The following is a 22,326-nucleotide window of genomic DNA, read 5'->3' on the forward strand; positions in this document are numbered from 1 at the left end:
GCTTCCTGGCGTACCTCTCTGGGGCGCTGCGCTCCTTATACGGCAATCCTCGGCAACCGCCCAGCGCGATCAAGGTTCAGGCGGCGTAAGCTCGATGCTTTCCACCACCGCGTCTTCCAGCCGCTGCAGTTCCAGCCCGAGCGCCTCGTCGCTGTCAGCGTAGCGCTGGGCGATGTTGGCGAAGCCTTCGGCGACCTCGCTGAAAGCCTCGGCCACGCGCGGGTCGAACTGACTGCCAGCGCCAGCCTTGATACGTTCGGCGGCTTCGCCCGGGCTCAGCGAGGAGCGGTAAGCGTGGCGGCAGGTGAGTTCGTCATAGCAGTCGATCAGCGACAGCATCCGCGCGCCCAGGGGAATCTGCTCGCCGGCCAGCCCCTCGGGGAAGCCGCTGCCGTCCCAGTGTTCGTGGTGGCTGTAGGCAATTTCCTTGGCGAATCTCAGGAATTCCGCCGGCGAGCCCAGCTTGCGCTCGGCCGCCGCCAGGGCGTCGCGACCAACGGTGGTGTGGCTTTCGAGTATCAGCCGATCGGCCTCTTCCAGTTGGCCGGGGCTGTGCAGGATGCGGTCGGGCACGGCGACCTTGCCGATATCGTGCAGTTGCGCCGAGCGCACCAGCAGCTCGATGTTCTCCACCGACAGCTCGGCGGCGAACTCGTTGTGCAGGGACAGCGCACTACCTAGCAGGCGCATGTAATGCTCGATGCGCACCAGATGGTTGCTGTGGGGGTTGTCGCGCAGGTCGCAAAGGGTCGCCATGGCTTCCAGGGTGGCATCCTGGATGGCCTGCAGTTCGCGCGCGCGTCGGCGTACCTCCAGCTCCAGATACTCGCTCTTGTCGCGGAGGAAGTCGGAGTTGGCCTTGAGGTTAAGGTGCGCGCGGATGCGCGCCAGGGTCACCGGGGGGCTGATCGGCTTGGTCAGGTAATCCACCGCGCCCAGGTCCAGGCCCTTCTGCTCGTCGGCGGCGCTGACCATGCCGGTGAGGAAGATCACCGGGATATCGCGTGTCAGCGGATCGGCCTTGAGCTGGCGGCAGACTTCGTAGCCGTCCATCTCCGGCATCATGATGTCGAGCAGCACCAGGTCCGGGCGCGGGTCGCTCTGCATCAGGCGCAGCGCCTTCGGCCCGCTGGAGGCGACGCGCACCTGATAGCGGTCCATGAGCAGTTCGCTCATGAGCATCAGGTTGTCCGGCTGATCGTCCACCACCAGGATCATCTCCTGCTCCGGCCGGTCCAGCATGCTATCCATCGCAACTCCTCGCATCGGTCAGATTCGTGACATGCCATGGGTGATCGGACCACGGCACTGTCCGCGTGTTCCTATCGCACCTTTCTTGCCTATCCGCCCGGTCAGATCCGGATATCGCGCTCCCTCGCGAGATTCACCAGACTTTCCAGGGCTCGTTCGAACTCGAAACGCCGCACGCTCGTGGCAATGCCCTCGTAGCCCTCATTGAAGACGCTGCGCAGCAGGCTTGCACGCTCGCCGAGCAATCGTCCGGCGCGCGGGTCGTCCGCAGCCAGCAGGTGCGCCAGGCGCCGGCAGACTTGCTCGACCTCGGCGACGTTGCCGCTTTCCAGCAGCGCCGGAGCGGCCGAGGCCGCCGGCAGCATGGGCACCGGCAGCGGCTCGTGGCTGATGTTCTGCAGGCTCAGGCTCACCGAGTCGTCCACCCGGCCCATGGGTAGCCGGCACCAGAACAGGCTGCCGCGGTTCGGCTCGCTTTCCACCCCGACGCTGCCGCCCATTGCCTCCGCCAGCTTCTTGCAGATCGCCAGGCCCAGGCCGGAGCCGCCATAACGGCGGGTGATCGAGCTGTCCGCTTGCTGGAAGGACTCGAACAGGCGCTCCTGCTGCAGCTCGGTGATGCCGATGCCGGTGTCGCGGAAGGCAAAGTAGAGTTGGAGGCTGTCTTCGTCCTCGTCTTCCAGGCGGACAATCAGCACCACCTCGCCCTGCTCGGTGAACTTCAGCGCGTTATTGCCGTAGTTCATCAGGATCTGCCGCAGCCGCAGCGAATCCCCCACTACCTGGGCGGGCACCCGCGGGTCGATCTCGCAGCGCACCGCCAGGCCCTTGCTCGCCGCGCGGATGTTGAACAGGTCGAACAGCTCGCCGAGCAGGCGCTCCAGGTCGAAGCCGATGTGCTCGAACTCCAGCTTGCCGGCCTCCACGCGGGACAGGTCGAGGATGTCGCTGATCAGCTCCAGCAGGTACTGGCCCGACCCCTGGATCTTGCCCAGGTAGTCCACCTGCTGAGGGTCCAGGGTGGTTTCCTGCAGCAGGTGCGCCAGGCCGATGATGATGTTCAGCGGCGTGCGAATCTCATGGCTCATGTTGGCGAGGAAGTCGCTCTTGAGCTGCGCCGCTTCCTCGGCCAGGTCGCGGGCCTCGGCCAGTGCCAGCTCGGTGGATTTGCGCGCGGTGACGTCGCGGCTGACGCCGACCAGGCCGAGCAACCGGCCCTGGTCGTCGTGGAAGGCGCTGCGCAGGGTGTCGAAGAGCACCCGCCGGCCATCGGGATAGACCACCCAGCCTTCGCTGGCGTAGGGCTCGCGCTCGGTCAGAGCCTGCCGGTCGCGCTCCTGGCGTCCGGCGCCGGCGGCGCGGCTGAACATCTGCTGGTCGCTGCGCCCGACTATGTCCTGCGGCGAGCGCCCCAGGCAGTCGGCAAAGGCCTGGTTGACCCCCAGGTAGCGCCCCTGGGTGTCCTTGAACCAGATCGGGTCGGGGATCGAGTTGATCAGCGCCAGCAGGGTGCTGCGCTGGCGCCGCTCCTCAGCCTCGGCGCGGGCGCGCTCGGCCACCTGGATCGACAGCCGGCGGTTCCACACCAGCACGAAGGTCAGCAGGGCAAGGAAGCCCACCACCCACGGCCAGGCGATCTGCAGCAGGTTCATCCAGTCGAAGACATCCAGTGACGGCAGCCAGCGCGCCTCGATTGCTTCCTGCTCGCTGCGGGTGATGTTGCCCAGGGCGCGGTCCAGCAGCGGCACCAGCGGTTCCAGCTCCTTGCGCAGGGCGAAGCGCACCTGGCTGTTGCCCAGCCCGCTGTCGCCGCGCACTTCCATGTTGGAAAGGCCGAGCTGCTCAATCAGGAACGTGGTGGTAATGAGGTTGCCGACATAAGCATCGGCGCGCCCGGTGGAGACCGCCTTGAGCGCGCTGGGAGAGTCTTCGACCAGCACGAAGTCGATCCCCGGCACCGCCTTGGTCAGCAACTCGTGGACGGCGTACCCATGCTCCACCGCCACCCGTCGTCCGGAGAGGTCGTCCAGCGTACGAATAGTGCTGTCGCGTCGGGCGAAGATCAGGCTGCTGGTGGTGACATAGGGCTGGGTGAAACTCAGGAAGTGCTGGCGCTCATCGGTAGCCGCCATGGACGGCAGCAGATCCACCTCGCCGGCCTTCACCGCCGCCAGTACCTCTTCCCAGGTGTTGTAGAGCACCGGCTGGACCTTCATCCCCAGGCGCTCGGACAGCAACTGCAGGTAATCGGCGCTGATGCCGTGGAACTGGTCGAACTCGTCGATCACCTCGAACGGCGGCCAGCCGGCGCGGAACAGGCCGACGCGGATCGGCTCGTGGGCTGAGATGAAAGCTCGCTCCTGCTCGCTCAGCGCCAGGTTCGCGGCACGGGTCGGAGCGCTCAGCGCGAGGAGCAGCAGAAGGCAGCACAGGCATAATCGGCGCAAGGGCATGGGGTCTTATTCAAGGAATACCCCAGCAAGCGTAGCCCTTGCCTCCGCGCTTCGAGTTTGAAAACGCGATGCGGATTGCTGCACTTCGTGTCGGGACGGACAATCGCCCCAACAGCCATTGCCCCGGAGAGCTGCCGTGACGACTTCCCGACTTGACCCCGAGCGCTGCTGGCAGGCGGTCTGCGAGCGCGATGCGCGCTACGAGGGGCGCTTCGTCTTCAGCGTGCGCTCCACCGGCGTCTACTGCCGGCCGAACTGCCCGGCACGTCGGCCATCAAGGGAAAACGTGGCCTTCCACACCGCCCCCGCAGCGGCCGAGGCCGCCGGCTTCCGCCCCTGCAAACGCTGCTCGCCGCGTGGCCCGAGCCCGCGCGAACAGCTGGACGCGCTGGTAGCCGCGGCCTGCGAGCTGCTCGACAAGGCCGAGAAGCCGCTTACCCTGGAGGAGCTGGCCGGGCGCATTGGCCTCTCCGCCTCGCACCTGGCCCGCGCCTTCAAGGCCCGCACCGGGCTGACGCCACGGGCCTGGGCGGAATCCCGCCGCGAGCAACGCCTGGCCGCCGCCCTGCCGCAAGCGCGCTCGGTGCTCGATGCCGCGCTGGAGGCCGGCTATTCCGGCACTCGCGCCCTCTATGAAAGCGCAACGCCGCTGAGCCCCGCGCAACGTCGGCAGAAAGGTGCCGGCGAGCGGCTGCGCTACGCCATCGCGCCCTGCCCGCTGGGGCTGGTGCTGCTGGCGGCCACCGACAAGGGCGTGTGTGCGCTGCTGTTTGCCGACGAGGCCGACGAACTGGAACGCCAACTGGCCGAACGCTTCGCTGCCGCCCAACGCAGCCGCGACGACGCGGGCCTGGGCGATTGGTTGCGCGAAGTGATCACCCAGCTCGAAGAGCCCGAGCAGGCCGCGCACCTGCCGCTGGACCTGCATGGCAGCGCCTTCCAGCTGCGCGTCTGGCGCGCACTCACGCGCATTCCCAGCGGCGAGACGCGGCGCTACGGCGAGCTGGCCGAGCAACTGGGCACCCACCCGCGCGCCATCGCCCGCGCCTGCGCCAGCAACAACGTCGGCCTGCTGGTGCCTTGTCACCGCGTAGTCGGCGGCAGCGGCGAAGGCGGTTACCGCTGGGGGCTGCCGCGCAAGCGCGAACTACTGCGCCGCGAGGAAGATGCCGCCGGTCAGCGCGCCGAGGCGGATTGACCCCGGTCACGCACGGCGCGCAGGGGCGCCGTGCTATGTTGGCGGACTTTTCCCCGCCCCTTCCGAACCACCACCATGAATCTCTGGCCCCTGATCACCCGCCTCGGCGACAGCTCCCTGCTGGCACCAACCGCCGTGTTCGTGTTCTGCTGGCTGCTGTACCGCCGCGAGACCGCCAAGGCCGGGCTATGGGCGATGCTGTTCGGATTCTCGACCGCGGTGGTGGTGGCTTCGAAGCTGGCCTTCATGGGCTGGGGAATCGGGATTCCGAACCTGAACTTCACCGGCATCTCCGGCCACAGCATGATGTCCGGCGCCGTGCTGCCGACCCTGGCCGCGCAACTGTTCAGCTCGCGCCGCGCCGGTCTTGTCGCCGCTGGGCTGGCGGCAGTCATCGCGGTGCTGGTGGGCCTCTCGCGGCTGGCGCTCAACGTGCACTCGCCGGCCGAGGTCTGTGCCGGCCTCGCGCTGGGCCTGGGCACCAGCGCGGCCTTCCTCGGCGCCACGCGTATCCACCTGCCGGCCTTTCGCCCGGCGCTGCTCGCGCTGGTGCTGGCCGTAAGCATGGCGCAGACGGTCACCGGCGTGCGCGCCCCGACGCATCAGTTGCTGGAGCGCATCGCTGCGCACCTGGCCGATCGCGACCAGCCGTATCAGCGCGGCCAGTGGGCCGGCCATCCGGACGTCTGAGCGGGCGATTCGTTCGGATTTCCGAACGATAATTCGACGAATATCCGGATGACCGAACGAGGCGTCGTTTTTTCACGCCCACAGGAAACCAATTAATCCTTACAATTCAATAATTTACCCAAACAAGAGAAGCTTGGCACGGAGCCTGCTCTGCTCCACCTCGAACATGCGACCGGCCTGGAGTGAGCCTCGCCGGCGCAGGACTGAATAACAAACACAACCAGTCGAGGTAGTCTCCATGCGTTTCGCACCCCGTGCGTTGGGCGTCGCCATTGTCGCAGCCCTGCTCGCCACTCCCGTCGTCGCCGAAGAACTCACCGGTACCCTGAAGAAGATCAAGGACTCCGGCACCATCGTCCTCGGCCACCGTGACGCCTCCATCCCCTTCTCCTACCTCGGCAGCGATCCGCGTCAGCCGGAGGGTTATTCCCACGACCTGCAGATCAAGGTCGTCGAAGCCCTGAAGAAAGAGCTGAACGTTCCCGACCTGAAAGTGCGCTACAACCTGGTGACCTCCCAGACCCGTATCCCTCTGGTGCAGAACGGCACCGTGGACATCGAGTGCGGTTCCACCACCAACAACCTTGAGCGCCAGAAGCAGGTCGACTTCTCCGTCGGCATCTTCGAGGTCGGCACCCGCCTGCTGACCAAGACCAGCTCGGGCATCAACGACTTCCCGGACCTCAAGGGCAAGAACGTGGTGACCACCGCCGGCACCACCTCCGAGCGCCTGCTCAAGCAGATGAACGCCGACCAGAAGATGGGCATGAACATCATCTCGGCCAAGGACCATGGCGAGTCCTTCCTGATGCTCGAATCCGGCCGCGCCGTGGCCTTCATGATGGACGACGCGCTGCTCTACGGCGAAATGGCCAAGGCCAAGAAGCCCGACGACTGGCACGTGGTCGGCAAGCCGCAGTCCTACGAGATCTACGCGTGCATGGTTCGCAAGGGCGACGCACCGTTCAAGAAGGTGGTCGACAAGGCCATCTCCGACACCTTCGCCTCGGGTGAAGTGAACAAGATCTACGACAAGTGGTTCATGCAGCCCATCCCGCCGAAGAACCTGAACCTCAACTTCCCGATGAGTGATGAGCTCAAGAAGCTGATCGCCAATCCGACCGACAAGTCTGCCGAGCAGATGTAACGGTCGCGCGCGGCTGCGCCCACAAGGCGTAGCTGCGCGGGGGATCGGAAGCGCACGCCATGCGCTTCCGGCCCACTTCTTCCTGATGACGATGCCGGAACACCCGCTACCCGCGGGTGGCGGGCGGCCTTGTGCCCGCATCCGGCCCCGTACCGAACAAAGCAATCGAGGGGAAACCCGTCATGGATTACAACTGGGACTGGGGCGTGTTCTTCAAGTCCACCGGGATCGGCGACGAACGCTACCTGGACTGGTACATCACCGGCCTTGGCTGGACCATCGCCGTCTCGCTCGCGGCCTGGGTCATTGCCCTGGCGCTCGGCTCACTGCTGGGCGTGATGCGCACCCTGCCCAACCGCTGGTTGTCGGGCATCGCCACGGCCTACGTGGAGCTGTTCCGCAACGTGCCGCTGCTGGTGCAGCTGTTCCTCTGGTACTTCTTCGTACCCGACTACCTGCCGCAGCCGATCCAGGACTGGTTCAAGCTGGGCATCGCCCCGGAAACCTCGGCCTTCATCAGCGTCGTCGTGTGCCTGGGCCTGTTCACCGCAGCGCGGGTCTGCGAACAGGTGCGCACCGGCATCCAGGCGCTGCCCAAGGGCCAGCTCGCCGCCGCCAGCGCCGTGGGCTTCCGCCTGCCGTCGATCTACCGCCACGTGCTGTTGCCGCAGGCCTTCCGGATCATCATCCCGCCGCTGACCTCGGAATTCCTCAACGTCTTCAAGAACTCCTCGGTGGCCTCGCTGATCGGCCTGATGGAGCTGCTGGCGCAGACCAAGCAGACCGCCGAATTCAGCGCCAACCTGTTCGAGGCCTTCACCCTCGCCACCGCGATCTACTTCACCCTGAACATGAGCCTGATGCTGATCATGCGCATGGTCGAGAAGAAAGTCGCCGTGCCGGGCCTGATCTCCGTGGGAGGTAAATGATGGACTTCAGCCAGATCGTCCCCGCCCTCCCCGGCCTCTGGGAAGGCATGCTCACCACCCTGCAACTGATGGCGCTCGGTGTACTGGGCGGCGTGGTGCTGGGCACCATCCTCGCGCTGATGCGGCTGTCGAGCAGCAAGCTGCTGTCGAACATCGCCGGCTTCTACGTGAACTACTTCCGCTCGATCCCGCTGCTGCTGGTGATCACCTGGTTCTATTTCGCGGTGCCGTTCATCCTGCGCTGGATCACCGGCCAGGACACCCCCGTGGGCGCGTTCACCTCGTGCCTGGTGGCCTTCATGATGTTCGAGGCGGCGTACTACTGCGAGATCGTCCGCGCCGGCATCCAGGCCATCCCGAAAGGGCAGATCGGCGCCTCCTACGCACTGGGCATGACCTACGGCCAGTCCATGCGCCTGATCATCCTGCCCCAGGCGTTCCGCAAGATGACCCCGCTGCTGCTGCAGCAGAGCATCATCCTGTTCCAGGACACCTCGCTGGTCTACTCGGTGGGCCTGATGGACTTCCTCAACGCCGCCCGCTCGCGGGGCGACATCATCGGCCAGCCCCATGAATTCCTGATCTTCGCCGGTCTCGTCTACTTCGTCATCAGCTTCGCCGCGTCCTTCGGCGTGAAGCGCCTGCAGAAAAGGTTAACCGTATGATCTCCATCGATAACGTCAGCAAGTGGTACGGCGACTTCCAGGTTCTCACCGACTGCAACACCAAGGTCGCCAAGGGTGAAGTGGTGGTGGTCTGCGGGCCGTCCGGTTCGGGCAAGTCGACCCTGATCAAGTGTGTCAACGCGCTGGAGCCCTTCCAGAAGGGCGATATCACCGTCGACGGCACCTCCATCGCCAGCCCGAAGACCGACCTGCCGAAACTGCGCTCGCGCGTTGGCATGGTGTTCCAGCACTTCGAGCTGTTCCCGCACCTGACCATCACCGAGAACCTCACCATCGCCCAGCGCAAGGTGCTGGGGCGCAGCAAGGAAGAGGCGATGGACAAGGGCATGAAGCTGCTCGACCGCGTCGGCCTCAAGGCTCACGCGCACAAGCACCCCGGCCAGCTTTCCGGCGGCCAACAGCAGCGCGTGGCGATCGCCCGCGCGCTGGCCATGGACCCGATCGTCATGCTGTTCGACGAACCGACCTCGGCGCTCGACCCGGAGATGGTCAACGAGGTGCTCGACGTGATGGTCCAGCTCGCCCACGAAGGCATGACCATGATGTGCGTGACCCACGAGATGGGCTTCGCGCGCAAGGTCGCCGACCGGGTGATCTTCATGGACCGCGGGCAGATCGTCGAGGACTGCCCGAAGGAAGAATTCTTCGGCGACCTGCAGAACCGTGCGGAGCGCACCCAGCAGTTCCTCGCCAAGATCCTGCCGCACTGATCCCGCTGTTGTTTTACCCGAAGGCCCCGGTTCGCCGGGGCCTTCAACCTCACCGCAAGTACAAGAATAAATAAGGAAGTCCCATGCGCGTGTTCCACTTCAGCAAGCTGCCCCTGGGCGTCGCGATCCTCGCGGCGAGTTCTTCGGTGTTCGCCGTCACCCTCGACGGCGGCGCGGTCGCCTCCCCCGACCAGTACGGCGCGAAAGTCGCCGCCGAGATCCTCAAGAAAGGCGGCAACGCCGTCGACGCCGCGGTCGCCACCGCCTTCACCCTCGCGGTCACCTACCCCGAAGCCGGCAACATCGGCGGCGGCGGTTTCATGACCCTGTACGTCGACGGCAAACCCTATTTCCTCGACTACCGCGAGATCGCCCCCAGAGCCGCGACCAAGAGAATGTACCTGAACGACAAGGGCGAGGTGATCGAGAACCTCAGCCTGGTCGGCGCCAAGGCCGCCGGCGTACCGGGTACCGTGATGGGCCTGTGGGAAGCTCACAAGCGTTTCGGCAAACTGAAGTGGAGCGAACTGCTGACCCCGGCCATAGGCTACGCGCAGAGCGGCTTCCGGGTCGCCGACCAGCAGTACCAGTACCGTCAGGATGCCATCGCGCTGTTCAACGGCAAGACCAACTTCGGCGACTATTTCGGCACCATGAAACCGGGCGAGACCTTCAAGCAGCCCGAACTGGCCAAGACCCTTGAGCGCATTGCCGACAAGGGCCCGAACGACTTCTACAAGGGCGAGACCGCCAAGCTGCTGATCGCGCAGATGAAGCAGGACGGCGGCCTGATCAGCGCCGACGACCTCTCCAGCTACGAAGCCAAGTGGCGCGAGCCGATGCGCATCGACTGGCAGGGCAACACCCTCTACACCGCGCCGCTGCCCAGCTCCGGCGGTATCGCCCTGGCCCAGCTGATCGGCATCAAGGAACAGCGCGCCGCCGACTTCAAGGGCGTGGAACTGAACTCCGCCAAGTACATCCACCTGCTCGCGGAAATCGAGAAGCGCGTGTTCGCCGACCGCGCTGACTACCTGGGCGACCCGCAGTTCTCCAAGGTGCCGGTGGCCCAGCTGACCGACCCGAAGTACATCGCCAAGCGCGCGAAGGAAGTGAACCCGGACGCCATCTCGGCCACCGAGAAAGTCCGCCCTGGTCTCGAACCGCACCAGACCACGCACTTCTCCATCGTCGACAAGGACGGCAACGCCGTCAGCAACACCTACACCCTCAACTGGGACTTCGGCAGCGGCGTGGTGGTCAAGGGCGCCGGCTTCCTGCTCAACGACGAGATGGATGACTTCAGCTCCAAGCCGGGCGTGGCCAACGCCTTCGGCGTAGTCGGCAGCGACGCCAACGCCATCGAGCCGGGCAAGCGCATGCTCTCCTCCATGAGCCCGAGCATCGTCACCCGCGACGGCCACGTCAGCCTGGTGCTGGGCACCCCCGGCGGCTCGCGGATCTTCACCTCGATCTTCCAGGTGCTGAACAACGTCTACGACTACAAGCTGCCCCTGGAGAAGGCCGTCGCCGCACAGCGTGTGCACCACCAGCTGCTGCCCAAGGACACCATCTACTACGACGCTTACGCGCCGCTCAACGGCAAGGTTGCCGACGAGCTCAAAGCCATGGGCTACACCCTGGAAGACCAGGGTTGGAACATGGGTGACATCCAGGCCATCCGTGTCAACGGCAAGGCCCTGGAAACCGCCTCCGATCCGCGCGGCCGCGGCATCGGGATGGTGGTCAAACCCTAAGCCCCGGCAGACGCACCGTGTGGTACCCGAGCCAGTCCATCGCCGCCCCCCGGCGTTGGGCTGGCTCGGCCCCGGCGACTGTGCTGCAATGCGCTTCCAGCCCACTGCCGCCGCCGCTCACCGTGAAGCCACGCCTCGTGCGCAACTACCTGTTGCCCTTCCTCCTGCTCCTGCTCACCCTGGGCTTCGGCTATGGCGGCTACCTGATCAGCGAAGGCGCCGGCACCCGCACCCTGATCGAGACCGGCGAACGCCAGCTCGAACTGCACGCCCGTGGCGTGGAAAGCGAGATCAGCCGCTACACCTACCTGCCCAGCCTGCTGGAACTCGAAGGCAGCGTCAGCCGCCTGCTGGTGGACCCGACGCCGCTGCACCGCGACCGCGTCAACCATTACCTGGAAGGCCTCAACCGCCGCGCCGGCAGCCGCGCCGTGTACCTGCTGGACACCTCCGGCCGCGTGCTGGCCACCAGCAACTGGCAGGACGCCGACAGTTACCTGGGTGAAGACCTGTCCTTCCGCGCCTATTTCCAGGAAGCGGTGAACGGCCGCCCCGGACGCTTCTACGGCATCGGCAGCACCACCGGCGAGCCCGGTTACTACCTCGCCCACGGCCTCGTTCACGGCGGCAAGATCGTCGGCGTGGCGGTGGTCAAGGTGCGCATGGAATCCCTCGAAGAACGCTGGGAAAAGGCACGCCTGCAAGCCTTCGTCAGCGATGAGAACGGCATCATCATCCTCTCCAGCGACCCGGCCCTGCGCCTGAAGGCCGTGCGCCCGCTCAGCGATCAGGACAAGGAACGCCTCGCGCGCAGCCTGCAATACTACTGGTGGGCGCTCAACGAATGGCAGCCGCTGTCGCGCAAACCATTGGGCGATGGCGTCGAAGAAATCAGCTTCCCGCCGGGCGAGCACGCCGACAGCCGCAAGCCGCTCAGCTACCTGATGCAGACGCGCAGCTTGAGCGACACGCCGTGGAACTTCACCCTGCTCACCCCGCTCGCCGACCTGCGCCGCGAAGCGCTGATGCACGGCGTGCTGGCCGCCGTCGGCTTCGCCCTGTTCGCCTTCCTGCTGATCGCCTGGAACGAGCGGCGCAAGGTCATCGCCACCCGACTCGCCGCCCGTGAGGCGCTGGAGCAGGCCAACAACGCCCTGGAGCGGCGCATCGCCGAGCGCACCGCCGACCTGCGCGCCAGCAACCAGCACCTGCGCGAGCAGATCCGCGAACGCCGACAGGCCGAAGACACCCTGCGCAAGGCCCAGGACCGGCTGGTCCAGGCCGGCAAGCTGGCGGTGATCGGGCAGATGTCCACTAGCATCGCCCACGAACTCAACCAGCCGCTGGCGGCGCTGCGCACCCTGTCGAGCAACAGCGTGCGCTTCCTCGAACGCGGCAAGCTCGACGTCGCCAGCAGCAACCTCGAAGCCATCGCCGAAATGGTCGACCGCATGGGCCGCATCACCGCCAGCCTGCGCGCCTTTGCCCGGCGCGCCGACGACCACGGCCAGGCCACCCTGAGCAAGGCTGTGGACGCCGCCGTGATGGTGCTCCAGGTGCGCCTCGCCGAAGTGCCGGTGACCCTGCACCGCGACTACCCCGACGCACAGCTGGCCATCGACCAGACGCGCCTGGAGCAGATTCTGGTCAACCTGATCGCCAACGCCCTCGACGCCATGCGCCCGCAGGACGACCGTCGCCTGTGGCTGGAAGGCCGCATCGAAAGCGACGGCCACTACCGCCTGGTGGTCCGCGACAACGGCCCCGGCATCCCGCAGGATCAGCGCCAGCACCTGTTCGAACCCTTCTTCACCACCAAGCCCGGCGAACTCGGCCTGGGCCTGGGCCTGACCCTTTCGGCCAGCCTCGCCACCGCCGCCGGCGGCAGCCTCGGCGTGGCCTACCCGGAGGCCGGCGGCACCGCCTTCGAGCTGCACCTGCCGCTGCTGCCCGCCATGGAGACCCCCGCATGAGCGCCCCATCCCTGCGCGTCCTGATCGTCGAGGACGACCCCCACGTGCGCCTCGGCTGCCAGCAGGCGCTGGCCCTGGAAGACATCGAGACCGACAGCGTAGGCAGCGCCGAGGAAGCGCTGAAGAAGATCGGTGCCGACTTCCCCGGCATCGTCGTCAGCGACATCCGCATGCCCGGCATGGACGGCCTGCAACTGCTGGAGAAACTCAAGGCGCTCGACCCTAGCCTGCCGGTGGTGCTGATCACCGGCCACGGCGATATCGCCATGGCGGTAAAGGCCATGCGCGACGGCGCCTACGACTTCATGGAGAAACCCTTCTCGCCCGAGAAGCTGGTGGACACCGCGCGCCGTGCACTCGCCCAGCGCGCGCTGACCCGTGAAGTCAGCCAGCTGCGCCGCCAGCTCGCCGGCAAGCAGGCCCTAGAAAGCCGCCTGATCGGCCGCTCGCCGGCCATGCAGGCGCTGCGCGAACTGATCGCCAACGTCGCCGACACCTCCGCCAACGTGCTCATCGAAGGCGAGACCGGCACCGGCAAGGAACTGGTCGCGCGCTGCCTGCACGACTCCAGCCGGCGCCAGCCCAAGCCCTTCGTCGCGCTCAACTGCGGCGGCCTGCCGGAAAGCCTGATCGACAGCGAAATCTTCGGCCATGAAGCCCACGCCTTCACTGGCGCCGGCAAGCGCCGGATCGGCAAGATCGAGCACGCCGACGGCGGCAGCCTGTTCCTCGACGAGATCGAGAGCATGCCGCTGAACCTGCAGATCAAACTGCTGCGCGTGCTGCAGGAACAGCAGCTGGAACGCCTGGGCTCCAACGAACTGATCCGCGTGGACTGCCGGGTGATTGCCGCGACCAAATCCGACCTCGCCGCCATGGGCCGCGAAGGCAGCTTCCGCAGCGACCTCTACTACCGCCTCAACGTCATCACCCTGAACCTGCCGCCGCTGCGCGAACGCCGCGAAGACATCCTGATGCTCTTCGAGCATTTCCTGCAGCAGTCCTCACTGCGCTTCGACCGGCCGGCTCCGGCCATCGACAACGCCACCGCCGCCACCCTGATGGCCCACGACTGGCCGGGCAACGTGCGCGAACTGCGCAACGTCGCCGAACGCTTCGCCCTCGGCCTGCCGGTGCTGGCCGGCGGCAACCTCGGCCCGGAAGCCGGAGAACCGCGCTTCGCCGAGGCCGTGGAAGCCTTCGAGAAGAGCCTGCTGTCCACTGCCCTGGAGCGCCACGCCGGTAACCTCAGCCAGGCCGCGCACGCCCTGGGCATGGCCAAGACCACGCTGTTCGACAAGGTGAAGAAGTACGGCCTGTAACGACGGGCCCCGCATACAACTGACAGTCACTCGGAAAAGGATTGGCCATGACTGAAGAAGCCCTGCTGCAAGACCTCTGGAAGATCCTCGAACCCATCGAGATCGAATACTTCGAGGTGGTGGCCGGCAAAGCCGAGGCCGCCGCCCTGGAGCGCTATGAAGCGGACCTGGGCTTCGCCCTCCCGGAAGTCTTCCGCCTGCTGACGCTCTCCAAGCTCGGCGGCCTGTATATCACCGCACGGGAAGAGTCCTGGCCGGCCGCCAAGGCCTTCGACGTCGGCCCGGCCTGGACCTTCTGGCGCGGCCTGCTGGTGTTCGGGCTAGCCGAGGACATCCCCGAGTGGCTGAGCCTGAGCGTGCAGCTGGCCGAAATCCGTAGCCAGGGCATCGAAGACTTCGCGCCGGTGCTCAAGGTCGAGAGCGATCCGCGTTACTACGGCTTCCGCGCCGATGGCAGCCTGACGCTGTACGACGGCTACGAAGTGGAAAGCTGCGAGCAGAGCGATTTCCTCGACCTGCTCAAGCAGGAAGTCGACAGCCTGATCGAACGCATGGAACAGATGCGCGCCCGCATCAGCGCGCGCTGAGCGAATCATGATACGTCAGCGCGGCCTCGGTCGGGCTGACGCTGGGCGTTGATCTCTGCCCCGCCGTCCCGGACACTATCGGCCTTTGAACCGGCCGCACGAGCGGGAGCCATCATGTCCACCCAAGCCGAAACCCTCTGGAACCAGCTCTGCGCCGACGCCGGCGTCGACCCGCAGCAGCGCATGGCCGCACGTCAGGCCATCCTCGCCGACAGCAGCGCGCTCGACGCGACCGTCTACCGCCCGGACGACAACGACCCGGACGCCGAAGAACTGGACATGGGCGATGCCAAGGTGCTGTTCCTCGGCCCTTTCGAAGCCCCCGTCGAGTGGGACGCCGCCGAGCGCGAGGACTTCTTCGACGACGCCGACCCGGCGCTGTTCTTCAGCGTCCGCATCGAATGCGAAGCCCAACCGGGCAGCTCGGGCTTCTTCGTCCCCGAAGTGGGCGACTACCTGGCGGTGATGGACGGCGGCAAGATCCAGATGTACTTCCTCCACGACTGGCGAGAAGACGACGACGGCTGCACCTGCGTGTTGATCCGCGACGACATCCAGCTCTGACCCCTTCCTGCCGCCGGCAGAAACGGAGATCTGGAACAAGTTATCCGCCGAAGCCTCGAGGCGGATAACGCTGACGCGTTATGCGCCCTAGGGGGCTCAGCACAACCTAGCTGCGCCGCACGCTACCGGGCGATACGCCAATAAACCGCTTGAACGCCCGGCTGAACGCCGCCTCCGACTTATAGCCCAGCCGCTCCGCCAGGTCCGCCACGGCAATCTCCCGCTCCTGCAGCCAGCTCAGCGCCACGTGCATGCGCCAGCGGGTGACGTAATGCATCGCTGGCATGCCGACCTTTTCGGCGAAGCGCGCAGCGAAGGCGGAGCGCGACATCGCCGCCACGCCGGCTAGCGACGCGAGGTTCCAGTCACGCGCCGGGTCGCGGTGGATCAGGCTCAACGCGCGACCCAACTGGCGATCCTGCAGGGCGCCGAGCCAGCCGGTCTGGGCGGCCGGGTCCTGCTCGATCCAGGCGCGGATGGCCTGGATCACCAGGATGTCGGCCAGCCGGGTGATCACCGTTTCGCCGCCGGGGCGCATGGCCCGCGCTTCGTTCTCCATCAGTTGCAGGGTGCTCATCAGCCAATCGCGCTGACCGGGGTCGCGCACCTGCGCCTCCAGCACGCGCGGCAGCAGGCGCACCAGTTGCAGCGCGGCGGGATGGTCGAAGCGCACGGCGCCGCAGATCATCGCCGTCGGCTCCCCGCCGCCGCCCTGACGCAGCACTTCGTAGCGGTCGCTGGCGTAGGCGCGTGGCAGGTCGAACAAGCTGGCCGCCGTCTCGCCCGGCGCGCTCACCAGCCGGTGGCCCTCACCATGGGGCACCAGCACCAGGTCGCCTGGCGCCAGCCTGCGCGGCTCGTCGCCCTCGGCTTCCAGCCAGCACTCGCCGACGGTCAGCACATGGAACATCAGGCACTGCGGCATAGCCGGCAGGTCCAGCCCCCAGGGCGCGCTGAACTCGGAGCGGCAATAGAAGGTGCCGCTCATGCGCAGGAAATGCAGCGCCTCCCCCAGGGGATCGGTGGAGGCCCAGGCGTCGGTCAGGTCCGGAATGGCGGTAGGAGCGTTCATGGCCTTGAGACTGGTCCGGCCGTCTGGCGACGTCCAGCACTTCTGGACGAAAGAGCATGAACCGGCGACTCCCAGGCATTAACCGTCCAGCGATCTGACAGGAGACTGAACCCAGGCCAACGAACCCACGGCGGGCGCCGCGGGACGGCCAGCAGCGAGGACACCGCCATGATCACTGTAATGGGAGCCACCGGCCGCACCGGTTCGAGAATCTGCCAGACCCTGCTGGAGGCCGGCGTGGCCGTCTGTGCCCTGGGCCGCAATGCCGAGCGCCTTGCATCGCTGGCTGCCGCCGGCGCGCGGATCGCCGTGGGCGAATCGCACGACGCCGCGTTTCTCACCGAGGCGTTCCGCGGCTCGGAAGCGGTCTACACCCTGCTCGCCTACGGCCCGGACACCGAGGACTACCGCGAACAGCAGGCCGCCCAGGGCGAGGCGATTCTCACCGCGATCCGCGACAGCGGCGTGCGCCGGGTGGTTTTCCTGAGCAGCGTGGGCGCCGAGGTGCCATCCGGCACCGGACCGATCATCAGCATGCACGACCATGAGCAGCGCTTGCGCCAGTTGCCGCCGGAGATGGACGTGCTGATGCTGCGTTCCGGCGCGCTGTTCGAAAACCTCTATGGCGCGCTGGAGATTGTCCGCGCCTATGACTGCTACAGCGACGCGGTGGCGCCGGATGTGCCGGTGCCGATGGTCGCCACCCGGGATGTTGCCGACGCCGCCAGCCGTGCCCTGCTGGAGCACGACTGGCAGGGCGTGGTAATCCGCGAAGTGCTCGGCCAGCGCGACATCAGCTATGCCCAGGCCACCCGGCTGCTGGGTGCAGCCATCGGCCGACCGGACCTGCCCTACGTGCCGGTATCGCCGCAGGAACTGGAGGGCGCGCTGCGGGACGCGGGCTGCTCCGCCAGCGTCGCCGCGTGTTACGCCGAACTGGGCGAGGCGATCAGCAGCGGACGGGTTCGGGCGCAGGAGGCGCGCTCACCGGCCAATACCACGGCGACTCCCTTCGAGGACTTCGCCCAGGACTGGGCCAAGGCCTACCGCGCTTTGCCTTAGGACGGCACCGCCAGTCAGGCCAACATAATTTCCTACAAATATCTCAGAGGGTCCTGATGAATTTGGCGCTGGTCCGCTGTCTAGAGTACTCGCCCCTTTACCAACGGCCGGACCACCGCCATGAACCACGCTCCCGACAGTCTCTGGGTCGATGTGGAGACCTGGTCTCCCTACCGCCCCCAACGCATTCTCCACGGCCGCATCAGTCGCGAGGATTACCTTGCCTTGCGCGACGGCCGCACTCCCTTCGAGGTGCGCCTGGGCGATTGCCAGAGCCGCCACTGCCCCACCGGCCCGGTGCAGGACCTGTTCCTCAGCGGCACGCATATCCTCAATGTCACCCCGGCCGAGCGGGTGGCCTGAAGTACGAGGGTCGGACACTTGGGGGGATAGTCCCACAGGCCAATCAGAGGAACCTGACAGAGGCCACACGGGACGGACGTTAAGGTTTGCCACCTCTACTCACCTTCCGTCGAGCGACGTGGCAATGAACGAACATCTCAAGGTCGAAGTCGTGGTTCGCGCGCACAACCGCGAGTCCTCTGTGCTCCAGGGTTGGATCAGCCGTGGGGACTACTCGGCGTTGTGCGACGGCGCCGCACCTTTCGTGGTGCGCATGAATGACTGCCAGTCCGACATGGGACTGCTCGAACGCCCAGAGGACATCTACGTGCGTAGCACCTACATCCTCAGCATCGAGGTGCTCGACCGCCTGCCCGCTCGTCAGTCGGCCATGCCACGGTAGACGTAGGTCATCGGCCGCGGACCGGGCAGGTAGTCCTGGATCAGTTCGCGCAATTGGAAGCCGCCGGATTCGATCAGCGCCGGCATGTCCCGGTCCAGGTGGCAGCCGCCGGCCAGCGGCTTCCATACCGGGGTCAGCCGGTGTTGCCAGGCCCGCACGCCGGCATCCGGCGCCAGGCCATGCTCGCAGAAGAGGAGCTCGCCCCCGGGCTTGAGTACCCGGCGCATTTCCTTCAGCGCCGCCACCGCATCGGGGATGCTGCACAAGGTGAAAGTGCAGACGATGCTGTCGAAACTGCCGGCGTCGGCACGGATCTGCCCCAGCTCCAGCGCCACCATGTCCACCGGGATGCCAATCGCCTCGGCACGGCTGCGGGCGAGCTTCTGCATCTGCGCCGCCGGGTCGACTCCGACGATTGTCGACACTTTCGCCGGATCGTAGAACGACAGGTTCAGGCCGGTGCCCATGCCGATCTCCAGCACGCGGCCGCGCGCGCGGGGCACCAGCAGCGAGCGCTGCTTCATCACATCACCCATGCCGCAGGCGAAGTCGATCAGCCGGGGCAACGCATGACGGTCATACCAGCTTCGGATCATCGATCTTCCTCCGGGCCACCAGGGCCCAGCCTCCACCATAGGCCAGAACGGCGAGCAGCAGCGGCCAACCACAGACCTGGGCCACCTCCGCCGCCAGCTCGGCAAGGGAATAGGTGCTCCAGCTCGCCACCCGGCTGTCATAGAGGCAAAGATCCACCCAGAACCAGCCCAGCAGGGCAACTCCCGACGAAAGCGCCACTTGCCAGCAAGCCGCTGCTCGATTCGGCCAGGCCGCCAGCGCGACCCACAGCGCCCAGAACAGCAGCAGCGGCGTCATTTCTCGCCACAGACCGATCGACTGTACGTCTGCCGTCAGGTTCTCCCGATACGGATGCAAGGCCCACAGCCCTTGTCCCCAGCCCAGCAGGAGAAATCCCACCACGCTGGCCAGCATTCGTTTCATCCGCTCCCTTCCTCGCACGGCAAACTCCCTGATCGTTCTGGCGGGCATCTTCTCACGTCTGCGGCCCTGCTCCCCGGAGTGCGTCGCAGCCCGGTATAAGAAAACCGGACCATTAGACGATTGTCGACAATTCATCAGAACTTGATTGACCCAGAGGGTTTCCGGGGGTAGCTTTCGCCGCACACCAAGAAGATTGTCGACACCATGAGCGATAGCCTGATTCTGCCCACCCCCGCCAGCGACGACGGCGAGACCCTGTCGGAACACGTGTTCCGCAAGATCCAGTCGGCCATCGTCAAGGGCGAGATCGCCCCCGGCAGCAAGATTTCCGAGCCGGAGCTGGCGCGCACCTACGGCATCAGCCGGGGCCCGCTGCGCGAGGCGATCCATCGCCTGGAAGGCCAGAAGCTGCTGGTGCGCGTACCGCACGTCGGGGCGCGGGTCGTTTCGCTCAGCCACGAGGAGCTGCTGGAGCTCTATGAGATCCGCGAATCCCTCGAAGGCATGGCCTGCCGCCTGGCCGCCGAGCGCATGAGCCAGGCCGAGATCGACGAGCTGCGTCGGGTGCTCGACACCCACGAGCGCGACGAAGCCTTCCAGGCCGGCCGTGGCTACTACCAGCAGGAAGGCGACTACGACTTCCACTACCGGATCATCCAGGGCAGCGGCAACCGCACCCTCACCCGCATGCTCTGCGGCGAGCTGTACCAGCTCGTGCGCATGTACCGCCTGCAGTTCTCGGCGACGCCCAACCGCCCGCGCCAGGCCTTCTCCGAGCACCACCGGATTCTCGATGCCATCGCCGATCGTGACGGCGAGCTGGCCGAGTTGCTGATGCGCCGTCACATCGGCGCCTCGAAACGCAATATGGAGCGTCACTACCTGGACGCCCAAGCCAAGACCGCCAACGAACGAGGTGAACAATGAGCTACAAGACCGCCGGCCAACGTTTCCGTGATGCCCTCGCCGAAGAAAAGCCGCTGCAGGTGATCGGCGCGATCAACGCCAACCACGCCCTGCTGGCCAAGCGCGCCGGCTTCAAGGCCATCTACCTCTCCGGTGGCGGCGTGGCGGCGGGTTCCCTCGGCCTGCCGGACCTGGGCATCAATACCCTGGATGACGTGCTCACCGACGTGCGCCGCATCACCGACGTCTGCGACCTGCCGCTGCTGGTGGACATCGACACCGGCTTCGGCCCCAGCGCTTTCAACATCGAGCGCACCGTGAAGAGCCTGATCAAGGCCGGTGCCGCCGCTGCCCACATCGAAGACCAGGTCGGCGCCAAGCGTTGCGGCCACCGTCCGGGCAAGGAAATCGTCTCCACCCAGGAGATGGTCGATCGCGTGAAGTCGGCCGCCAATGCCAAGACCGACCCGAACTTCTTCCTGATCGCCCGCACCGACGCCATCCAGGCCGAAGGCGTGGACGCCGCCATCGAGCGCTGCCAGCGCTACGTCGAGGCCGGCGCCGATGCGATCTTCGCCGAAGCCGCCTACGACCTGCCGACCTACAAGCGCTTCGTCGATGCGCTGAACGTGCCGATCCTGGCCAACATCACCGAGTTCGGCGCCACCCCGCTGTTCACCCGCGACGAGCTGGCCTCGGTCGGCGTGGCCATCCAGCTGTACCCGCTGTCCGCCTTCCGCGCCGCCAACAAGGCCGCTGAAGCCGTGTACACCGCGATCCGCGAGGAAGGTCACCAGCAGAATGTGATCGAGCTGATGCAAACCCGTGCCGAGCTGTATGACCGCATCGGCTACCACGCCTTCGAGCAGAAACTCGACGCGCTGTTCGCCGCCGGCAAGAAGTAAGCGAACGAGCCCGAAAGAACCGTAGGGTGCATAACGCCCCAGGCGTTATCCACCATTGGCTGTGACGGCGGATAACGCTTCGCGTTATTCGCCCTACGCCAGGGCCGACCTCCCGCGCGGGGGTCAGCCAACCAGATTCGAACCGACCGCACGGCCTCCGCTGGCGGAACAAGAACAAGCAACCGGATTTGATGAGGAGACACGCGATGAGCGCTACCGCAGAAACCACCACCGGCTTCAAGCCGAAGAAGTCCGTGGCCCTGAGTGGCACCGCCGCTGGCAACACCGCCCTGTGCACCGTCGGCCGTACCGGCAACGACCTGCACTACCGTGGCTATGACGTGCTGGATTTCGCCAACCGCTGCGACTTCGAGGAAATCGCCCACCTGCTGGTCCACGGCAAGCTGCCCAACGTCGCCGAGCTGGCCGGCTACAAGGCCAAGCTGAAAGCCCTGCGCGGCCTGCCGGCCGGTGTGAAGACCGCCCTGGAAACCCTGCCACCGTCGGCCCACCCGATGGACGTGATGCGCACCGCCGTGTCGGTGCTCGGCTGCCTGTCGCCGGAGAAGGATGACCACAACCATCCTGGCGCCCGCGACATCGCCGACAAGCTGATGGCTTCCCTGGGCTCCGCGCTGCTCTACTGGTATCACTTCAGCCACAACGGCAAGCGCATCGACGTCGAGACCGACGACGACTCCATCGGCGGCCACTTCCTGCACCTGCTGCACGGTCAGAAGCCGCGCGAGTCCTGGGTGCGCGCCATGCACACCTCGCTGAACCTGTACGCCGAGCACGAATTCAACGCCTCGACCTTCACCTCCCGCGTGATCGCCGGCACCGGTTCGGACATCTACTCCTGCGTTGCCGGCGCCATCGGCGCGCTGCGCGGCCCGAAACACGGCGGCGCCAACGAGGTGGCCTTCGAGATCCAGAAGCGCTACGACAATCCGGACGAAGCCGAGGCTGACATCCGCGCCCGCGTCGAGAGGAAGGAAGTCGTGATCGGTTTCGGCCACCCGGTCTACACCGTGTCCGACCCGCGCAACAAGGTGATCAAGGAAGTCGCTCACCAGCTGTCGAACGAGCAGTCCAACACCAAGATGTATGACATCGCCGAGCGCCTGGAAAGCGTGATGTGGGAAATCAAGAAGATGTTCCCCAACCTCGATTGGTTCAGCGCCGTGAGCTACCACATGATGGGCGTGCCCACCGCGATGTTCACCCCGCTGTTCGTCATCGCCCGCACCGCTGGCTGGTCCGCCCACGTCATCGAGCAACGCATCGACGGCAAGATCATCCGCCCGAGCGCCAACTACACAGGCCCTGAAGACCTGAAGTTCGTGCCGCTCAAGGACCGTAAATAACTA

The 22,326-nt window shown here is 66.2% G+C and carries 22 protein-coding genes; 17 read left to right on the forward strand and 5 right to left on the reverse strand.

From position 1 onward, the window contains the following. Positions 1–69 precede the first annotated feature (69 nt). Entirely contained in the window at positions 70–1,251 is a 1,182-nt protein-coding gene (locus tag IB274_RS09630) for a two-component system response regulator (RefSeq protein WP_192431728.1), read from the reverse strand. Positions 1,252–1,352: 101 nt separating this feature from the next. Beyond that, a complete protein-coding gene (locus IB274_RS09635; protein ID WP_192431729.1) occupies positions 1,353–3,704 on the reverse strand; it encodes an ATP-binding protein in 2,352 nt (783 codons plus the stop codon). Between the two features lie 136 nt (positions 3,705–3,840). Here IB274_RS09635 and ada point away from each other — a divergent pair, with 136 nt between their 5' ends. The 11 genes from ada (at position 3,841) to IB274_RS09690 (ending at position 15,267) form a co-directional block, all read left to right on the forward strand. After that, positions 3,841–4,902: a bifunctional DNA-binding transcriptional regulator/O6-methylguanine-DNA methyltransferase Ada gene (gene ada / locus IB274_RS09640; RefSeq protein ID WP_192431730.1), complete on the forward strand. Its 1,062-nt coding sequence runs from the start codon at positions 3,841–3,843 to the stop codon at positions 4,900–4,902. Positions 4,903–4,977: 75 nt separating this feature from the next. Beyond that, positions 4,978–5,592: a phosphatase PAP2 family protein gene (locus tag IB274_RS09645; RefSeq protein ID WP_192431731.1), complete on the forward strand. Its 615-nt coding sequence runs from the start codon at positions 4,978–4,980 to the stop codon at positions 5,590–5,592. Positions 5,593–5,830: 238 nt separating this feature from the next. Next, entirely contained in the window at positions 5,831–6,739 is a 909-nt protein-coding gene (locus IB274_RS09650) for a glutamate/aspartate ABC transporter substrate-binding protein (protein ID WP_045217115.1), read from the forward strand. Positions 6,740–6,921: 182 nt separating this feature from the next. Next, a complete protein-coding gene (locus IB274_RS09655; protein WP_138520249.1) occupies positions 6,922–7,668 on the forward strand; it encodes an amino acid ABC transporter permease in 747 nt (248 codons plus the stop codon). Beyond that, positions 7,665–8,333, forward strand: coding sequence for an amino acid ABC transporter permease (locus tag IB274_RS09660; RefSeq protein ID WP_192431732.1), 669 nt, complete (start codon positions 7,665–7,667; stop codon positions 8,331–8,333). Before IB274_RS09655 ends, IB274_RS09660 begins: the two co-directional genes overlap by 4 nt. After that, a complete protein-coding gene (locus IB274_RS09665) occupies positions 8,330–9,064 on the forward strand; it encodes an amino acid ABC transporter ATP-binding protein (RefSeq protein ID WP_192431733.1) in 735 nt (244 codons plus the stop codon). The genes IB274_RS09660 and IB274_RS09665 overlap by 4 nt, the downstream gene beginning before the upstream one ends. 83 nt (positions 9,065–9,147) lie before the next feature. Beyond that, positions 9,148–10,821: a gamma-glutamyltransferase gene (ggt, locus tag IB274_RS09670; RefSeq protein WP_192431734.1), complete on the forward strand. Its 1,674-nt coding sequence runs from the start codon at positions 9,148–9,150 to the stop codon at positions 10,819–10,821. Between the two features lie 80 nt (positions 10,822–10,901). Continuing rightward, positions 10,902–12,794, forward strand: coding sequence for a sensor histidine kinase (locus tag IB274_RS09675; protein ID WP_192431801.1), 1,893 nt, complete (start codon positions 10,902–10,904; stop codon positions 12,792–12,794). Further along, positions 12,791–14,116, forward strand: a complete 1,326-nt coding sequence (locus IB274_RS09680) for a sigma-54-dependent transcriptional regulator (protein WP_192431735.1) — start codon at positions 12,791–12,793, stop codon at positions 14,114–14,116. The genes IB274_RS09675 and IB274_RS09680 overlap by 4 nt, the downstream gene beginning before the upstream one ends. A gap of 47 nt (positions 14,117–14,163) precedes the next feature. Then, the gene (locus tag IB274_RS09685; protein ID WP_192431736.1) at positions 14,164–14,703 is read left to right on the forward strand and encodes an SMI1/KNR4 family protein; all 540 of its coding nucleotides are present in this window, start codon (positions 14,164–14,166) and stop codon (positions 14,701–14,703) included. A gap of 114 nt (positions 14,704–14,817) precedes the next feature. Beyond that, the gene (locus IB274_RS09690; RefSeq protein WP_192431737.1) at positions 14,818–15,267 is read left to right on the forward strand and encodes a hypothetical protein; all 450 of its coding nucleotides are present in this window, start codon (positions 14,818–14,820) and stop codon (positions 15,265–15,267) included. 106 nt (positions 15,268–15,373) lie between these two features. On the opposite strand, the gene IB274_RS09695 is transcribed toward IB274_RS09690, so the two are convergent. After that, a complete protein-coding gene (locus IB274_RS09695) occupies positions 15,374–16,339 on the reverse strand; it encodes an AraC family transcriptional regulator (protein ID WP_192431738.1) in 966 nt (321 codons plus the stop codon). 168 nt (positions 16,340–16,507) lie between these two features. Between IB274_RS09695 and IB274_RS09700 the strand changes: the two genes are divergently transcribed. From IB274_RS09700 to IB274_RS09710, 3 genes are all read left to right on the forward strand, one after another. Further along, a complete protein-coding gene (locus tag IB274_RS09700) occupies positions 16,508–17,401 on the forward strand; it encodes an NAD(P)H-binding protein (RefSeq protein ID WP_138520242.1) in 894 nt (297 codons plus the stop codon). Positions 17,402–17,521: 120 nt separating this feature from the next. Then, a complete protein-coding gene (locus IB274_RS09705) occupies positions 17,522–17,764 on the forward strand; it encodes a hypothetical protein (RefSeq protein ID WP_138520241.1) in 243 nt (80 codons plus the stop codon). A gap of 124 nt (positions 17,765–17,888) precedes the next feature. Further along, a complete protein-coding gene (locus IB274_RS09710; RefSeq protein WP_192431739.1) occupies positions 17,889–18,146 on the forward strand; it encodes a hypothetical protein in 258 nt (85 codons plus the stop codon). Here IB274_RS09710 and IB274_RS09715 read toward each other — a convergent pair. Together IB274_RS09715 and IB274_RS09720 are read right to left on the reverse strand one after the other, a co-directional pair. Next, on the reverse strand, positions 18,125–18,742 hold the full coding sequence (locus tag IB274_RS09715) for a class I SAM-dependent methyltransferase (RefSeq protein ID WP_138520239.1): 618 nt from the start codon (positions 18,740–18,742) through the stop codon (positions 18,125–18,127). The two genes, IB274_RS09710 and IB274_RS09715, sit on opposite strands and share 22 nt — an antisense overlap. Beyond that, entirely contained in the window at positions 18,723–19,145 is a 423-nt protein-coding gene (locus tag IB274_RS09720; protein ID WP_192431740.1) for a hypothetical protein, read from the reverse strand. The genes IB274_RS09715 and IB274_RS09720 overlap by 20 nt, the downstream gene beginning before the upstream one ends. Positions 19,146–19,349: 204 nt before the next feature. Here IB274_RS09720 and IB274_RS09725 point away from each other — a divergent pair, with 204 nt between their 5' ends. The 3 genes from IB274_RS09725 (at position 19,350) to prpC (ending at position 22,323) form a co-directional block, all read left to right on the forward strand. Next, positions 19,350–20,072 carry a GntR family transcriptional regulator gene (locus IB274_RS09725; protein WP_081517269.1) on the forward strand — a complete coding sequence of 241 codons (723 nt, stop codon included), beginning with the start codon at positions 19,350–19,352 and terminating at the stop codon, positions 20,070–20,072. Then, complete coding sequence (gene prpB, locus IB274_RS09730; protein WP_192431741.1) at positions 20,069–20,956, forward strand: methylisocitrate lyase; 888 nt, start codon at positions 20,069–20,071, stop codon at positions 20,954–20,956. The genes IB274_RS09725 and prpB overlap by 4 nt, the downstream gene beginning before the upstream one ends. A 206-nt stretch (positions 20,957–21,162) precedes the next feature. Beyond that, on the forward strand, positions 21,163–22,323 hold the full coding sequence (gene prpC / locus IB274_RS09735; protein ID WP_192431742.1) for a 2-methylcitrate synthase: 1,161 nt from the start codon (positions 21,163–21,165) through the stop codon (positions 22,321–22,323). The last annotated feature ends 3 nt before the right edge of the window (positions 22,324–22,326 follow it).

Origin of the sequence: Pseudomonas sp. PDM18, assembly GCF_014852585.1 — a bacterium.
In the GTDB taxonomy this organism is placed as follows: Bacteria; Pseudomonadota; Gammaproteobacteria; order Pseudomonadales; family Pseudomonadaceae; genus Pseudomonas.

What these genes read in the sequence shown, in the direction of transcription:
- IB274_RS09635 (WP_192431729.1), bottom strand. Translation starts at nt 3,704, where the DNA reads ATGCCCTTGCGCCGATTATGCCTGTGCTGCCTTCTGCTGCTCCTCGCG.
- IB274_RS09645 (WP_192431731.1), top strand. Translation starts at nt 4,978, where the DNA reads ATGAATCTCTGGCCCCTGATCACCCGCCTCGGCGACAGCTCCCTGCTG.
- prpC (WP_192431742.1), top strand. Translation starts at nt 21,163, where the DNA reads ATGAGCGCTACCGCAGAAACCACCACCGGCTTCAAGCCGAAGAAGTCC.
- IB274_RS09655 (WP_138520249.1), top strand. Translation starts at nt 6,922, where the DNA reads ATGGATTACAACTGGGACTGGGGCGTGTTCTTCAAGTCCACCGGGATC.
- IB274_RS09700 (WP_138520242.1), top strand. Translation starts at nt 16,508, where the DNA reads ATGATCACTGTAATGGGAGCCACCGGCCGCACCGGTTCGAGAATCTGC.
- IB274_RS09720 (WP_192431740.1), bottom strand. Translation starts at nt 19,145, where the DNA reads ATGAAACGAATGCTGGCCAGCGTGGTGGGATTTCTCCTGCTGGGCTGG.
- IB274_RS09650 (WP_045217115.1), top strand. Translation starts at nt 5,831, where the DNA reads ATGCGTTTCGCACCCCGTGCGTTGGGCGTCGCCATTGTCGCAGCCCTG.
- IB274_RS09695 (WP_192431738.1), bottom strand. Translation starts at nt 16,339, where the DNA reads ATGAACGCTCCTACCGCCATTCCGGACCTGACCGACGCCTGGGCCTCC.
- prpB (WP_192431741.1), top strand. Translation starts at nt 20,069, where the DNA reads ATGAGCTACAAGACCGCCGGCCAACGTTTCCGTGATGCCCTCGCCGAA.
- IB274_RS09710 (WP_192431739.1), top strand. Translation starts at nt 17,889, where the DNA reads ATGAACGAACATCTCAAGGTCGAAGTCGTGGTTCGCGCGCACAACCGC.
- IB274_RS09660 (WP_192431732.1), top strand. Translation starts at nt 7,665, where the DNA reads ATGATGGACTTCAGCCAGATCGTCCCCGCCCTCCCCGGCCTCTGGGAA.
- IB274_RS09705 (WP_138520241.1), top strand. Translation starts at nt 17,522, where the DNA reads ATGAACCACGCTCCCGACAGTCTCTGGGTCGATGTGGAGACCTGGTCT.
- IB274_RS09725 (WP_081517269.1), top strand. Translation starts at nt 19,350, where the DNA reads ATGAGCGATAGCCTGATTCTGCCCACCCCCGCCAGCGACGACGGCGAG.
- IB274_RS09685 (WP_192431736.1), top strand. Translation starts at nt 14,164, where the DNA reads ATGACTGAAGAAGCCCTGCTGCAAGACCTCTGGAAGATCCTCGAACCC.
- IB274_RS09680 (WP_192431735.1), top strand. Translation starts at nt 12,791, where the DNA reads ATGAGCGCCCCATCCCTGCGCGTCCTGATCGTCGAGGACGACCCCCAC.
- IB274_RS09665 (WP_192431733.1), top strand. Translation starts at nt 8,330, where the DNA reads ATGATCTCCATCGATAACGTCAGCAAGTGGTACGGCGACTTCCAGGTT.
- IB274_RS09715 (WP_138520239.1), bottom strand. Translation starts at nt 18,742, where the DNA reads ATGATCCGAAGCTGGTATGACCGTCATGCGTTGCCCCGGCTGATCGAC.
- ggt (WP_192431734.1), top strand. Translation starts at nt 9,148, where the DNA reads ATGCGCGTGTTCCACTTCAGCAAGCTGCCCCTGGGCGTCGCGATCCTC.
- IB274_RS09630 (WP_192431728.1), bottom strand. Translation starts at nt 1,251, where the DNA reads ATGGATAGCATGCTGGACCGGCCGGAGCAGGAGATGATCCTGGTGGTG.
- IB274_RS09690 (WP_192431737.1), top strand. Translation starts at nt 14,818, where the DNA reads ATGTCCACCCAAGCCGAAACCCTCTGGAACCAGCTCTGCGCCGACGCC.